This is a genomic window from Pseudomonas putida (assembly GCF_050989985.1).
GTDB classification, from domain to species: domain Bacteria; phylum Pseudomonadota; class Gammaproteobacteria; order Pseudomonadales; family Pseudomonadaceae; genus Aquipseudomonas; species Aquipseudomonas putida_AI.
On sequence record NZ_CP158815.1, the window covers coordinates 6698520 to 6712753 of the forward strand.

Genomic DNA, 14234 nt, shown 5'->3' on the forward strand with positions numbered 1-14234 from the left:
CGATCAAACGATTACGGGTAGCACCCCATGCTCCACTCCCACCTCACTACCCTCAACGCCGTTTCACTGGTGCTCAACACCTTCAAGGCCCAAGGTCTGTCGAGCGAGGCCTTGTTGGCCGGCAGCGGTATCAGCGCGGCGGATCTCAACCGGGCGGACACCCGCATCACCACCAATCAGGAGATGCAGGTCTGTGCCAACGCCGTCGCCCTCAAGCGCGATATCGGCCTGGAACTGGGCCGGCGGATGCACGTCTCCTGCTATGGCATTCTCGGTTACGCATTGCTCACCTGTGCCACCTTCGGTGACGCGTTACGTTTGGCGATACGCTATCCGGCGCTGCTGGGAACACTTTTCGAGCTGAGCCTGGAAGAAGATGGCGAACGTGTCTGGTTCGTCGCCGCCGATTACCGCGAAAGTCCGGCCATGGCCGTGTTCAATGCCGAATTCTGCCTGGTCTCGCTGAAAGTCATCTGCGACGACCTGCTCGGCCACCCGCTGCCGCTGCGGGCCGTGCGCTTCGAACACACCGCTCCCGATTACGAAGCGTCCTACGCCGAGCACTTCGATTGCCCGCTGCACTTCGGCGCACGGGACAACGCCTTCGCCTTCGATAAAAAGTGGCTCGACCAACCCTTGCCACTGGCGGATGCCATTACCCATCAAGCCATGGCCGAACGCTGTCGCAAGCAGAACACCGAGTTCACCGGGCGTCAGGCGTGGCTGGGGCGGATTCGCCAATTGCTCAGCGCGCAATTGAATGCCGCGCCGGGCCTGGAAGGCCTGGCCGAACAGATGAACTGCTCCACGCGAACTTTGCGTCGACACCTCAAGGACATGGGCTGCAGTTATCAGGAGCTGCTCGACGAACTGCGCTTCGAGCAGGCCAAGCAGATGCTCTGCGAGGATCAGATGCCGATCTACCGGATCGCCGAGGCGCTGGGCTTCAGCGAAACCGCAAGTTTCCGCCATGCGTTTGTACGCTGGAGCGGCGTGGCGCCGAGCCAGTTCCGCCCATAACACCCACCAATCCCTGTGGGAGCAAAGCTTGCTCGCGATGCAGGCACCGCGATGTTTCTGTTAAAACGCGGCGATGCCATCGCGAGCAAGCTTTGCTCCCACAGAGCGCTCGCAAGGGGCGAATTCCGGTCAAACGTTTTGGCCATATCGATCCCCTTTTGGCCTTTCCTGCCGTTCTCCAAAACCGCCCGCGCCGCAAGACTGTGTTCAACCGAATCAGCCTGCGGAGAACAAGAAATGCTGACGATCTACTCTGATGATCACCACCTGCACCACGGCCGTTGTGAATTGATCGACGGGCAACTCAAGCCTTGCTTCGAAATGCCTTCACGCGCCGACCACGTACTGGCCCGGGTGCAAAATCAGAACCTCGGCCCGGTAGAAGGACCGAAGGATTTCGGCCTTGATCCGATCGCACGCATCCACAGCCGCGACTACCTCGACTTCTTCAAAGGCGCCTGGGCCCGTTGGACCGAGTTCAACACCGACGGTGACTTGCTGCCTTACACCTGGCCGGCCCGCACCTTGCGCCGCATCAAGCCCACCAGCCTGCACGGCGAACTGGGTTACTACAGCTTCGACGGTGGCGCACCGATCACCGCCGGCACCTGGCAAGCGGCGTACAGTGCGGCGCAAGTGGCGCTGACCGCGCAGGCGGAAATCCAGCGTGGCGCCCGCAGTGCATTCGCCCTGTGCCGTCCACCGGGACACCACGCCGCCAGCGATTTGATGGGGGGTTATTGCTACCTCAACAACGCCGCCATCGCCGCCCAGGCGTTCCTCGACCAGGGCCACAAAAAGGTCGCGATCCTCGACGTCGACTACCACCACGGCAACGGCACCCAGTCGATTTTCTACGAGCGCAGCGACGTGCTGTTCACCTCGATCCACGGCCATCCGGAAGCCGAATTCCCATTCTTCCTCGGCTATGACGATGAGCTGGGCCAAGACGCCGGCGAAGGCTTCAACTTCAACTATCCGTTGGCCGCAGGTTCGGGCTGGGATGTCTGGAGCGCAGCGCTGGAACAGGCCTGCAAAGAAATCGAAAACTACGGTGCCGACATCATCGTCGTGTCCCTGGGCGTCGACACCTTCAAGGACGATCCGATCTCTCAATTCAAACTCGACAGCCCGGACTACCTGGCCATGGGCAAGCGCATCGCTGCCTTGGGCAAACCAACGCTGTTCGTGATGGAAGGCGGTTACGCGGTCGAAGAAATCGGCATCAACGCGGTGAACGTTCTTGAAGGTTTTGAAAGCGCGCAGGGGAAATAACGATGAACAGTCTCAAGCGTTTTATCGCGCCAGCACTTTGCGCAACGGTGCTCAGTGGGGCCGTCCACGCTGAAGAGCGAACGTTGCGCGTCTACAACTGGTTCGACTACATCACCCCCAAGGCCCTGGAAGACTTCAAGGCGCAGAACCCCCAGACCAAACTGGTCTACGACATCTTCGACACCAACGAAGCCCTCGAAGCCAAGCTGCTGACCGGCAACTCCGGCTATGACGTGGTGGTGCCGTCCAACGTGTTCCTGGCCAAGCAGATCGAAGCCGGTGTGTTCCAGCCACTGGACCGCAGCAAGTTGCCGAACTGGAACCACCTCGATCCCAAGCTGATGAAGCTGATCGAAGCCAACGACCCGGGCAACAAATTCGCCGTGCCCTACATGTACGGCACCATCCTGATCGGCTTCAACCCGGACAAGATCAAAGCCGCGCTGGGTGCCGACGCACCGGTGGACAGTTGGGATCTGATCTTCAAGGAAGAGAACATCAGCAAGCTCAAGCAGTGCGGCGTCGCCCTGCTCGACTCGCCGTCGGAGATCCTGCCGCTGGCCCTGCAACACCTGGGCCTGGACCCGAACAGCAAGAAGCCGGCGGACTACGAAAAGGCTGAAGCGTTGTTGATGAAGATCCGCCCGTACGTCACTTACTTCCACTCCTCCAAGTACATGGCTGACATCGCCAACGGCGACATCTGCGTCGCGGTCGGTTATTCCGGCAGCTTCTCCCAGGCCGCCAACCGCGCCAAGGAAGCCAAGAACGGTGTGGTCGTCGACATGCGCCTGCCAAAAGAAGGCGCGCCGATCTGGTTCGACATGCTTTCGATTCCGAAGGGCGCGAAGGACACAGAGGACGCGTACACCTTCATCAACTACTTGCTGCAACCGCAGGTGATCGCACCGGTCAGCGACTTCGTCGGCTACCCGAACCCGAACAAGGACGCCACCCAACTGGTCGATCCGGCGATCCGCAACAACCCGAACCTCTACCCGACCGATGCGGCGATGGCCACGCTCTACACCCTGCAACCGCTGCCGCGCGATGCCGAACGTGCACGCACCCGGGCCTGGACCAAGATCAAGTCCGGCACCTGACACAACGCCTTTACTGTAGGAGCGAGCATGCTCGTGATGGTCGTTAACGGTAACGCGTGTTTGCTGGCAAAACGCGTCGTTCTCGAGTCCATCGCGAGCATGCTCGCTCCTACAGAAAAGCGTTCCAGGCCGAACGCAGCCGGCCCAATGCCGCCACTATCTCAGCTTCCGGTACAGCGGCGAACCCCAGCACCAGCCCGGCGCGCTCATCCACTGGTTGCACCGAATCCGGTAACCAATAACTGCTCAGTCCATTGATCTCGACATCGACGCTGGCGGCTTTTTCGATCAGCTCTTGCTCGCGTGCCAGAGAATCCACCGACACCGTCAGGTGCAGCCCGGCTGTGACATTCGGCAAGTTGCCAACGCCCGCAATATTCGGCGGCCACCCCGCCAGCACCGTGTTACGCCGGCTCAAGGCCGCACGCCGCATCCGTCGAATATGCCGCTGGAAATGCCCCGCAGCCATGAACTCGGCCATGACGGCCTGGGTGCTCACTTCGGAATGCCGGACATCGACCGCGCGACGTTGCGAAAACGCATCCACCAGCCCCGGCGGTAACACCAGATAACCCAGACGCAACGCCGGAAACGCGACCTTGCCGAAGGTCCCGACGTACAACACCCGCCCCTGTCGATCGAGCGCCGCCAACGGTGATAGCGGCGCTCCGCTGTACCGGTATTCGCCGTCATAGTCGTCTTCGACAATCCAGCCTTGAGTGCGCTCGGCCCAGGCAAGCAATTCCAGTCGCCGCGCCAGGCTCATCACCACACCGCTCGGGTACTGATGCGACGGCGTGACATAGGCCAGACGACAATCGCCGAGCGCAGCCAGTTGCGCACAGTCGATACCCTCGCTATCCACCCTCACCCCATGCAAGCGCGCCCCGGCCACGGCGAAGGCATGGCCGGCAGCCCGATACCCCGGATTTTCTATCGCCACCTTGTCGCCGGGCTCCACCAGCAACTGTGCACAAAGGCTGATTCCCTGTTGTGCACCGCTGGTGATCACAATTTGTTCAGCGGTGCATTGCATACCCCGCGAGCTGCGCAAATAGGCGGCGATCATTCCGCGCAACCGTGCATCGCCCGCCGGGTCGCCGTAACACAGCTGCTGCAAATCCGGTTTGCGCCAGAAAGCCGCGTTCAGCTTGGCCCAGACCTCGAAAGGAAACAGATCGAATGCCGGAACACCTACCCGAAAAGCACGCGGCGGACCGCTCGGAGGGACTGGCAAATGGTTCTTTTCAACGCGCCCCAAAGCGCCACTGTGGATAACTTTACTGGATGAAACCACAGGCAAATCCAGCCAATTTGTGGATAAGGCTGTGGGTAAGCCTGTTGACAACCCTGTGGATACTTTTGTGGATAATTTTTTTGCCGGAAGTACGGTTGGCGATAACTGCGCGACATAAGTCCCGTCACCGACGCGCCCTTCGATAAACCCCTCGGCATAGAGCTGATCGTAAGCCCGCACCACGCTGTTGCGTGAAATCGACAATGCTGCCGCCAGATCGCGGCTGGCCGGCAACCGCGTGCCGCTGGCCAGGCGCCCGTCCAGCACGCGCAAGCGCAATGCCTGATAGAGCTGGCGACTCAGCCCCTGACGGCGATCGAGTTCAATACCGGCCGGGTTGAACGACAAGGACAGCGGCTCGCTACTCATGGCAATGGACCTATGAAATTGGTCATTAATGGCTCTTACAACAGACCAATAGCCTGCCTAGGATGCAGGCATTCGCCAAGGAAAATCTCGCCATGTACACGCCCCGCGCTTTTGCCATCGAAGAGCTCTCACAGTTGCACGAACTGATCCTCGGCACCCGCCTTGCCATCTTGGTGACCCACGGCGAACACGGTCTGCAGGCCAGCCATGTGCCCGTGCTGCTCCATCGCGAACAAGGTCCGAACGGCACGCTGTACGGGCATCTGGCCAAGGCCAATCCGCAGTGGAAAGACCTGCGCGACGGCGCCGAGGCCCTACTGATTTTTTCCGGCCCCGATGCCTACGTCAGCCCGGGCTTTTACCCGAGCAAGGCCGAGCACGGCAAAGTCGTCCCGACCTGGAACTACGTCGCGGTACACGCCTATGGTCGCGCCGAAACCTTCAGCGATGGCGGACGGCTGCTCGACATCGTCAGCACCCTGACCGATCGCCATGAGAGCGGCCGTGCCCAGCCGTGGACAGTCGCCGATGCCCCCGCCGACTACATCGACGGCATGCTCAAGGCCATCGTCGGTTTCGCCGTGCCAATCGAACGCCTGGAGGGCAAGCGCAAGCTCAGCCAGAACCGCAGTCCCGCCGACATCGCCGGTGTGCGCGAGGGGCTCGCCGCCAGCCCCGATGCGCAGGACCAGGCAATCGCCCACTTGATGCGCTAAGGAAAAAACATGAGTCAGATCGACATTCGCCAGGTCAGCGCCGACGACCACGCCGCCTGGTTGCCACTGTGGCAGGCCTACCTGCGTTTCTACAAAACCGAACTGCCCGAAGCCGTCACCCAAAGCACCTGGCAGCGCATGCTCGACCCGAACGAGCCGACCCACGCCGCGCTGGCCTGGGCCGATGGCAAAGCGGTGGGCATGGTGCACTTCATCTACCATCGTTCCAATTGGGCCATCGAAAACTCCTGCTATCTGCAAGACTTGCTGGTAGCGCCCGAAACCCGCGGCACCGGCGTCGGCCGCAAGCTGATCGAATTCGTCTACACCACAGCCAAGGCTGATGGTTGCAACAAAGTCCACTGGCTGACCCACGAAACCAACGCCACTGCGATCCAGCTCTACGAGCGCATCGCCGAGCGCCCCGGTTTCATCCAGTTTCGCAAGGCCATTTAAGGTTCAAGGAGAACAACATGTCGACTTCACTAGCGCACTGGAAAGGCGTCCCGGCACCAACGGTTCAAACCATCGAGGGGCGTTTCATTCGCCTGGAAAAACTCGACCCGGCGCGTCATGGCGATGCCTTGTTCAAGGCCCTGCAAGGCCCGGGTGCCGATCCGAAGCTTTGGGACTATTTGCCTTATGGCCCCTTCCCCGAGCGCAGCGCCTTCAATGACTGGCTGGACAACCACGCCGCCCACAGCGACCCGTATTTCTTCAGCGTGATCGACCGCGCCAGCGGCGACGTGCAAGGCATCCTCAGCCTGATGTCCATCGTACCGGCCCAGGGCCGCATCGAAATCGGCCACGTCACCTTCGGCGCCCCCATGCAGCGCTCGCCGAAAAGCACCGAGGCGATTTACCTGCTGGCCAAGGAATCCTTCGCCCTCGGCTACCGCCGCCTGGAATGGAAGTGCAACAACGGCAACGCGCGCTCCAAGTACGCCGCCGAACGTCTGGGCTTCAGTTTTGAAGGAGTGTTCCGCCAGCACATGGTGGTCAAGGGGCAGAACCGGGATACCGCGTGGTATTCGATTCTGGATTCGGAATGGCCGGCGATTGGCGCGGGATTCGAGAAGTGGTTGAGCGATGAGAACCAGACGGGTTCGGGGCAGCTGAAAACGCTTGCCGAGTGCCGGGGTTAAAGACTCAAAGCAAAAGATCGCAGCCTTCGGATCGGCTGTAGGAAAAGTACATAACCAGGCGTCAGCAGAAACCTCCGCAGCACCGCAGTCAGCCTTTTTCCGCAGAACGATCCGACGCTGCCCGCGCCTTCCCCGGAACGGGCTGACATCGGAAAAATCAGTCGCTTCTTAGAGTTTGGCCTCCTGTTTACAGAGGCCAAACCCGATGCTCTATCAACTCCCCTGCAAGCCCCGTTTTTTCGTTCTGACGATTGCCTCAGCGCTGGGCTTCATCAACGTTTCGTTCGCTTCAGGCTATTCAGAGCCAGCCTTGACCACCCCGAAGTGGTCCGGTCACACAAGCGAACCCCTGGCCTACGATCTCGAAATTTCTGCAGGTGACAGTAACGCAAACCTCGCCAAGGCGACGCTCAACAGTGACGCTGCAATCAGCGCAACTCTGCTCTCGGCCATGCGCCAGCTGGACACCGCTGGTGTGGCCTACCGTCAAAACGGATTGCCTCGAATGGTCGCTGGCAGCGAGGCAAATGGCAGAGTCTGGCTACAGGCGCTGGGACACAGCGGAGAAATGGATCGAGACAACGATCCGCTGAAATACTCCACCCGAGGACTGCTATTGGGCACTGACTGGCAGTGGAGCAGGTTTTGGCGTGTGGGCGTGATGGGCGGTAACTCCGTCACTGATCAGAAAAGCACAGAGCTCGAAGGCGATCTGCAAAGCTGGCATCTGGGCGTCTACGCCTTGCGCCAGGCCGGGCCAACGTCCCTTCGCCTAGGCGCGATCCACAACAGCCATAAGGGAAGCAGCGCGCGCCGGGTCGACCTCCCTGCTTTCACGGATCGTCCCGCAGGCCGCTACGATGCCTTTACCCAACAAAGCTTTGCGGAATTGGGGTTCAACCTGGGCCGCGCCGGTACCAGGATCGAACCGTTCGCCAGCATCGGCTATCAACGTTATCAGCGCGACAGCTTCACGGAGAAAGGTGGCCTGGCAGCATTGAAAGTCCATGGGCAGACCGAAGCGAACTTCAGCAGTACATTCGGCCTTCGCCTGGCGAAACTCAACTGGCTGGATAACGGCATGCAACTGACGCCGCACTTGAACGCTGGCTGGAAACACACGTAAGGCGAGGTCTATACCGAAACCAGGCAACGTCTGCTCACCGGCGGCAACGACTACAGTACCTACAGTGCGCCACTGGATCGGGACACGTTGATGGTCGATGTCGGCGTGGACCTCAAGCTTTCCGATCGCAATACGCTCGGCGTGGGTCTTTCAGGTGAAATGGGCAGCGATAGCCGCAGTCATGGCATCACAGGTCAATGGCGAATGACCTTCTAACCCCCGACAAACTCCAGGCAAAAAAAAGGGGAGCCCATGCTCCCCCGAGGTTTAAAGCGTTGTATCGCGGCTGTTATCTCAGCCTTCGATCTCGATCAGGATTTCGCCCGGGTTCACCCGGTCGCCCTTGGCCACGTGAATGGCGGTGACTTTGCCGGCGATGGCTGCCTGGACTTCGGTTTCCATCTTCATTGCTTCGGTGATCAGCACGGCCTGGCCCGCCTTGACGGTGTCGCCTTCCTTGACCAGTACATCAACGATGTTGCCCGGCATGGTGGTGCTGACGTGACCCGGTGCAGAGGCTTGCTTGCGTTTGCTGCTGCCGCCGCCGACGAATTCGTTGAGCGGTTCGAACACCACTTCTTCCGGCATGCCGTCGATGGACAGGTAGAAGTGACGCTTGCCTTCGGCCTTCACACCGACACCGGTGATGTCGACGCGGTAGGTTTCGCCGTGGACGTCGATGACGAATTCGGTCGGCACGCCTTCGCCGCCAGCCGAAGCCACCTTGCCCGCTTCCGGGATCGGCAGCAGCACTTCAGGCGTCAGGGTGCCGGCAGCGCGTTCTTCGAGGAACTTGCGGCCGATGTCCGGGAACATGGCGAAGGTCAGCACGTCCTCTTCAGACTTGGCCAGCGCGCCGATGTCGGCACGCAGCTTGGCCATTTCCGGCTTGAGCAGGTCAGCCGGACGCACGTCGATCACTTCTTCACTGCCGATGGCCTGGCGACGCAGTTGCTCGCTCACAGTGCCTGGCGCCTTGCCGTAGCCGCCTTGCAGGTACAGCTTCACTTCGTTGGTGATGGTCTTGTAGCGCTCGCCGGCCAGCACGTTGAAGAACGCCTGGGTGCCGACGATCTGCGAAGTCGGAGTCACCAGCGGCGGGAAGCCGAGGTCTTCGCGAACGCGTGGGATTTCGGCCAGCACTTCGCCCATGCGGTTCAGGGCACCCTGCTCTTTGAGCTGGTTGGCCAGGTTGGAAATCATCCCGCCCGGTACCTGGTTGACCTGCACGCGGGTATCGACCGCGGTGAACTCGCTTTCGAATTGGTGGTACTTCTTGCGCACGGCGTAGAAGTACAGGCCGATCTCTTGCAGCAGTTCCAGGTTCAGGCCGGTGTCGAACTCGGTGCCTTTAAGGGCCGCGACCATCGACTCGGTACCTGGGTGGCTGGTGCCCGAAGCGAAGCTGGAGATGGCGGTGTCGATGTGATCGGCACCGTTTTCGATGGCCTTGAGTTGGCACATCGCGGCCAGACCCGCCGTGTCGTGGGAGTGGATGAACACTGGCAGCGACTGCTCGGCTTTCAATGCCTTGACCAGCTCACCGGTGGCGTACGGCGTCAGCAGGCCGGCCATGTCCTTGATCGCCACCGAGTCGCAACCCATGGCTTCCATTTGCTTGGCTTGTGCCACGAAGGCATCAATGGTGTGTACCGGGCTGGTGGTATAGGCGATGGTGCCCTGGGCATGCTTGCCCGCCGCTTTTACCGCTTCGATGGCCACGCGCAGGTTACGCACGTCGTTCATCGCGTCGAAAATACGGAACACGTCGATGCCGTTGACCGCCGCCTTGGCCACGAACGCCTTGACCACGTCGTCGCTGTAGTGGCGGTAGCCCAGCAGGTTCTGGCCGCGCAGGAGCATTTGCAGGCGGGTGTTAGGCAATGCGGCGCGCAGTTGGCGCAGACGCTCCCACGGATCTTCTTTCAGGAAGCGTACGCAGGCGTCGAACGTGGCGCCGCCCCAGCATTCCAGCGACCAGTAGCCGACTTTGTCGAGCTTGTCGCAGATCGGCAGCATGTCTTCGGTGCGCATGCGGGTCGCGAGCAGCGATTGGTGGGCGTCGCGCAGGATGGTGTCGGTAACGTGAATCTTCTTGGACATTGTTTTATTCCTCACAGGCCTGCGTGGGCGGCGATGGCGGCGGCGATGGCCAGGGCCAGCTCTTCGGGTTTGCGCTTGATCGAGTAGTTGGTCAGTTCAGGGTGGCTTTCAACGAAGCTGGTATTGAACTGGCCGCTACGGAATTCCGGGTTGCGAAGGATTTCCTGGTAGTACGCGGCGGTGGTCTTGACCCCTTGCAGACGCATGTCGTCCAGGGCGCGCAAGCCACGATCCATCGCCTCTTCCCAGGTCAGCGCCCACACCACCAGTTTCAGGCACATGGAGTCGTAAAACGGTGGAATGGTGTAGCCGGTATAGATCGCCGTATCGGTACGCACGCCAGGACCGCCGGGTGCGTAGTAACGGGTGATCTTGCCGAAGCTCGGCAGGAAATTGTTTTTCGGGTCTTCGGCGTTGATCCGGAATTGCAGGGCGAAACCACGGTGGTGGATGTCTTCCTGTTTCACCGAAAGCGGCAGGCCGGAAGCGATGCGGATCTGCTCGCGAACAATGTCGATACCGGTGATTTCTTCGGTGATGGTGTGTTCCACCTGCACCCGGGTGTTCATCTCCATGAAGTACACCTCGCCCTCGGCGAGCAGGAACTCCACGGTTCCGGCGTTCTCGTAACCCACGGCTTTGGCCGCACGTACCGACAGGTCGCCGATGTAGGCACGCTGTTCAGGGGTCAGCTGCGGGCTCGGGGCGATCTCGATCAGCTTCTGGTTGCGGCGCTGGATCGAGCAGTCACGCTCGAACAGGTGCACCACGTTGCCAAAGCTGTCGCCGAGGATCTGCGCTTCGATGTGTTTCGGGTTGACGATGCATTTTTCCAGGAACACTTCCGCCGAACCGAAGGCCTTGGTGGCCTCGGAAATGACACGCGGGAAAGCCTGTTCGAGTTCTTCGCGGCTGTTGCAGCGACGGATACCGCGACCGCCACCACCGGAAGTGGCCTTGAGCATCACCGGGTAACCAATGCGATCGCCCTCGCTCAGGGCTTCTTCGATGCCCGAGACGTTGCCTTCGGTGCCTGGAGTGACCGGTACGCCAGCCTTGATCATGCTGCGGCGGGCTTCGGTCTTGTCACCCATGCGGCGAATGACTTCAGCCGACGGGCCAATGAATTTGATACCGCGTTCGGCGCAGATGTCCGCAAGTTCCGCGTTTTCCGAAAGGAAACCGTAGCCTGGGTGCAATGCATCGCAACCGGTTTCCACCGCCAGGTTCACCAGCTTGCGCGGGTTCAGGTAACCGGCCAGCGGCTCGGCGCCAATGCTGTGGGCCTCGTCCGCACGCTTCACATGCAGTGCATGACGGTCGGCGTCGGAATAAATCGCCACCGAGCGAATACCCATCTCGGCGCAGGCTCGTACGATTCGTACGGCAATCTCACCACGGTTGGCGATCAGGATCTTTGTTATCACTTGGAGTTTCCCTTGAGCCGGTAGTACCCACGACCTGCTAGACCCAGGTCGACGCGTGACCAAATGTTTCAGTTTGGTCGCAGGGCCACACTAGCGCTCACAAGGGATTAACAAAAATGAATAATAATTGGGTCACGCATAAGTAAAGACTTATAGTGGCTGCTCCAGCCTGCGCCGAAGGTGCTTTAGAAATGCGTAAGTCATTGATGCGTATGACATTGCGTCAATTGCAGATTTTCAATGAAGTCTGTGATTTGCGCTCCTACAGTCGCGCAGCCGACGAAATGTCACTCACACAACCGGCCGTCAGCCTGCAGATTCGTCAGCTGGAAGAGCTGATTGGTCAACCTTTGTTCGATTACGTCGGCAAAAAACTCTACATGACGGAAGCGGCTGAAGCACTGCAACGCGCCAGTCGGGATATCTTCGGGCGTCTGGAAAACCTCGACATGCAGCTGTCCGACATGCAGGGTTCACTCCAGGGCCAGTTGAAACTGGCGGTCGAATCCAGCGCCAAGTATTTCGTCCCGCACCTGTTTGCCGCGTTCAAGCGCCAGCATCCGGAGGTCAACCTGCAACTGACGGTGGTCAATCGCGGCCAGGTGATACGACGCCTTTCCGACAACCGCGATGACCTGGTGATCATGTCGATGGTGCCGCAAGACATGGGGCTGGAGTTCCTGCCGTTCCTCAATAACCCGATCGTCGCCGTCGCCCCACCGGATCATCCGTTGTGCCATATGGGGCCGTTGCGCTTGCAAGACCTTGAACCCTACACATTGCTGTTGCGCGAACCCGGCTCGGGTACACGCATGGCGTGCGAGGAGTATTTCAAGGAGAAGCGCGTGCACTTCAACCAGACTCAGGAAGTCTCGTCAGCCGAAGCCCAGCGTGAATGCGTGTTGGCCGGATTGGGCGTTGCGCTATTGACACGCCACGCCCTGAATCTGGAACTGGCAACCGGCGGGCTGATCGAGCTGCCGGTCGAAGAACTGCCGCTGTACCGCAGTTGGTGCCTGGTGCAGGCCAAGGCCAAACGGCTTTCACCGGTGGCCCACGCATTCCTTGCGTTTGTCCGCAGCGAGCGGGTGCAGATCAGCGGGCTGGTTGAGCGTTTCGACGGGAAGTCGTCGACGCTGTCTGCCAGAAGTTGAGCTCGAAATCTTCAGGAAAATCGCCGATTTCGGCAAGAAGTTGACGCTGTTCAGAGCGATATTCGATAGCGCGGCGGAACTCCATGCGACGCTGGTCTTCCTGCTGACGGCGGGTTTTGACGGCGCTGTTGCGTTCTTCGTAGTGCTGGGCCATTTCGAGTCTCCCAAGGCGAGTACGGGAGCTTCAAGATAGGTGCGAGGGATGACGGTTTGGCGGCTTGGGGGTTACAGGCTGATGAATGTTGTGGCGAATTCAATGACGCCTCGCGAGCAGGCTCGCTCCCACAGTCGACCGAGACCTCCTGTGGGAGCGAGCCTGCTCGCGAATCAGGTCGGAACGACCTGAGGGCGACGTCAGTCGTCCAGCGCTTTGACCGACTTGGGCGACAACCGCAAGCTGCGAAGGCTGCGCTTGACGCTCTTGAGGTGATTCACCAGACTCGGTCCGCGCGCCATGGCAACGCCCATCGCCAGCACATCGATCACCACCAGATGGGCGATCCGTGAGGTCAGTGGCGTATAGATCTCGGTATCTTCGTGCACATCGATCGCCAGGTTGACGGTCGACAGCTCGGCCAGCGGCGTCTGGCTGGGGCACAGGGTAATCAGCGAAGCACCGCTTTCACGCACCAGGTTGGCGGTGATCAGCAGATCCTTGGAACGCCCGGACTGGGAAATACAGATCGCAACGTCAGTTGGCTTCAGGGTCACCGCCGACATCGCTTGCATGTGCGGGTCGGAATAGGCCGCCGCGGTCAGCAGCAAGCGGAAAAACTTATGCTGCGCATCCGCCGCTACCGCGCCCGAGGCGCCGAAGCCGTAGAACTCCACGCGCTGGGCCTGGGACATCAGCGTCACCGCTCGCTGCAGCTCCACCGGATCGAGCTTCTCGCGAACCTCCATCAGGGTGTGCAGAGTGGTGTCGAAGATTTTCAGGCTGTAGTCGGCGACCGAATCATCTTCATGGATCGCGAACTGCCCGAAACTCGCGCCCGCCGCCAGGCTTTGGGCCAGCTTCAACTTCAGGTCCTGGAACCCGGAACAACCGATGGCACGGCAAAAACGCACGATGGTCGGCTCACTGATGCCGACGCTGTGGGCCAGGTCGGCCATGGAGCTGTGCATCACGGCCGCGGGGTCAAGCAGCACGTGATCGGCGACCTTGAGCTCCGACTTGCGTAACAGGTGACGAGACTGGGCGATGTGTTGCAGCAGGTTCAAAGGGATGGACTCTTTGTTATTGGCAGGTGCCGGGGATGTAGCACGCTTGTAGTTATACTACATGAAACGGCATTTTGCCTGCACCATACGTAACCAGATCCCTCGATTTCAGGTGCTCGCGCTTCATGTAGCCCCTGCTCAGCGCTCGACACACCATCTCTACAAGACATGAAAGGACAGGGCGCAACATCAAAGTTATATATATCCGCATCCAACTTATAACTAGCGAAACATACAGCCTCACAAAACAAACCTGTAAAGACTTCTCACCCGCTATT

General features: G+C 60.1%; 12 protein-coding genes and 1 pseudogene. 8 read left to right on the forward strand and 5 right to left on the reverse strand.

Features of this window, described 5'->3' with window-relative positions; all coding sequences use genetic code 11:
- Nucleotides 1-27: 27 nt before the first annotated feature.
- The 3 genes from ABTV29_RS30565 (at nt 28) to ABTV29_RS30575 (ending at nt 3398) form a co-directional block, all read left to right on the forward strand.
- Nucleotides 28-1020 (forward strand): AraC family transcriptional regulator, encoded by a 993-nt coding sequence (locus tag ABTV29_RS30565; RefSeq protein ID WP_433768197.1) that lies wholly within the window; start codon nt 28-30, stop codon nt 1018-1020.
- Nucleotides 1021-1257: 237 nt separating this feature from the next.
- Nucleotides 1258-2295, forward strand: coding sequence for a histone deacetylase family protein (locus ABTV29_RS30570; protein WP_433768198.1), 1038 nt, complete (start codon nt 1258-1260; stop codon nt 2293-2295).
- 2 nt (nt 2296-2297) lie between these two features.
- On the forward strand, nt 2298-3398 hold the full coding sequence (locus ABTV29_RS30575; protein WP_433768199.1) for a polyamine ABC transporter substrate-binding protein: 1101 nt from the start codon (nt 2298-2300) through the stop codon (nt 3396-3398).
- A 109-nt stretch (nt 3399-3507) separates the two neighbouring features.
- Here ABTV29_RS30575 and ABTV29_RS30580 read toward each other — a convergent pair whose 3' ends face one another.
- Complete coding sequence (locus ABTV29_RS30580; RefSeq protein ID WP_433768200.1) at nt 3508-5064, reverse strand: PLP-dependent aminotransferase family protein; 1557 nt, start codon at nt 5062-5064, stop codon at nt 3508-3510.
- Between the two features lie 92 nt (nt 5065-5156).
- Between ABTV29_RS30580 and ABTV29_RS30585 the strand changes: the two genes are divergently transcribed.
- The 4 genes and pseudogenes from ABTV29_RS30585 to ABTV29_RS30600 form a co-directional block, all read left to right on the forward strand.
- Nucleotides 5157-5780 (forward strand): FMN-binding negative transcriptional regulator, encoded by a 624-nt coding sequence (locus ABTV29_RS30585; protein WP_433768201.1) that lies wholly within the window; start codon nt 5157-5159, stop codon nt 5778-5780.
- 9 nt (nt 5781-5789) lie between these two features.
- The gene (locus ABTV29_RS30590) at nt 5790-6236 is read left to right on the forward strand and encodes an N-acetyltransferase family protein (protein ID WP_433768202.1); all 447 of its coding nucleotides are present in this window, start codon (nt 5790-5792) and stop codon (nt 6234-6236) included.
- Nucleotides 6237-6253: 17 nt separating this feature from the next.
- Nucleotides 6254-6925: a GNAT family N-acetyltransferase gene (locus tag ABTV29_RS30595; protein ID WP_433768203.1), complete on the forward strand. Its 672-nt coding sequence runs from the start codon at nt 6254-6256 to the stop codon at nt 6923-6925.
- A gap of 352 nt (nt 6926-7277) precedes the next feature.
- Nucleotides 7278-8267: pseudogene (locus tag ABTV29_RS30600) on the forward strand (autotransporter outer membrane beta-barrel domain-containing protein); the annotation flags it as partial.
- 78 nt (nt 8268-8345) lie between these two features.
- Here the strand turns inward: ABTV29_RS30600 and oadA are convergent.
- Nucleotides 8346-10154 (reverse strand): sodium-extruding oxaloacetate decarboxylase subunit alpha, encoded by a 1809-nt coding sequence (gene oadA, locus ABTV29_RS30605; protein WP_433768204.1) that lies wholly within the window; start codon nt 10152-10154, stop codon nt 8346-8348.
- A gap of 11 nt (nt 10155-10165) precedes the next feature.
- Complete coding sequence (locus ABTV29_RS30610) at nt 10166-11581, reverse strand: acetyl-CoA carboxylase biotin carboxylase subunit (RefSeq protein WP_137806586.1); 1416 nt, start codon at nt 11579-11581, stop codon at nt 10166-10168.
- 191 nt (nt 11582-11772) lie between these two features.
- Between ABTV29_RS30610 and ABTV29_RS30615 the strand changes: the two genes are divergently transcribed.
- Nucleotides 11773-12735 carry a LysR family transcriptional regulator gene (locus ABTV29_RS30615; protein WP_433768205.1) on the forward strand — a complete coding sequence of 321 codons (963 nt, stop codon included), beginning with the start codon at nt 11773-11775 and terminating at the stop codon, nt 12733-12735.
- On the opposite strand, the gene ABTV29_RS30620 is transcribed toward ABTV29_RS30615, so the two are convergent.
- Both ABTV29_RS30620 and hexR read right to left on the reverse strand, forming a co-directional pair.
- On the reverse strand, nt 12677-12889 hold the full coding sequence (locus ABTV29_RS30620; protein ID WP_433768206.1) for a PA3496 family putative envelope integrity protein: 213 nt from the start codon (nt 12887-12889) through the stop codon (nt 12677-12679). The two genes, ABTV29_RS30615 and ABTV29_RS30620, sit on opposite strands and share 59 nt — an antisense overlap.
- Nucleotides 12890-13089: 200 nt before the next feature.
- On the reverse strand, nt 13090-13956 hold the full coding sequence (hexR, locus tag ABTV29_RS30625; RefSeq protein ID WP_007927594.1) for a transcriptional regulator HexR: 867 nt from the start codon (nt 13954-13956) through the stop codon (nt 13090-13092).
- Between the last annotated feature and the right edge of the window lie 278 nt (nt 13957-14234).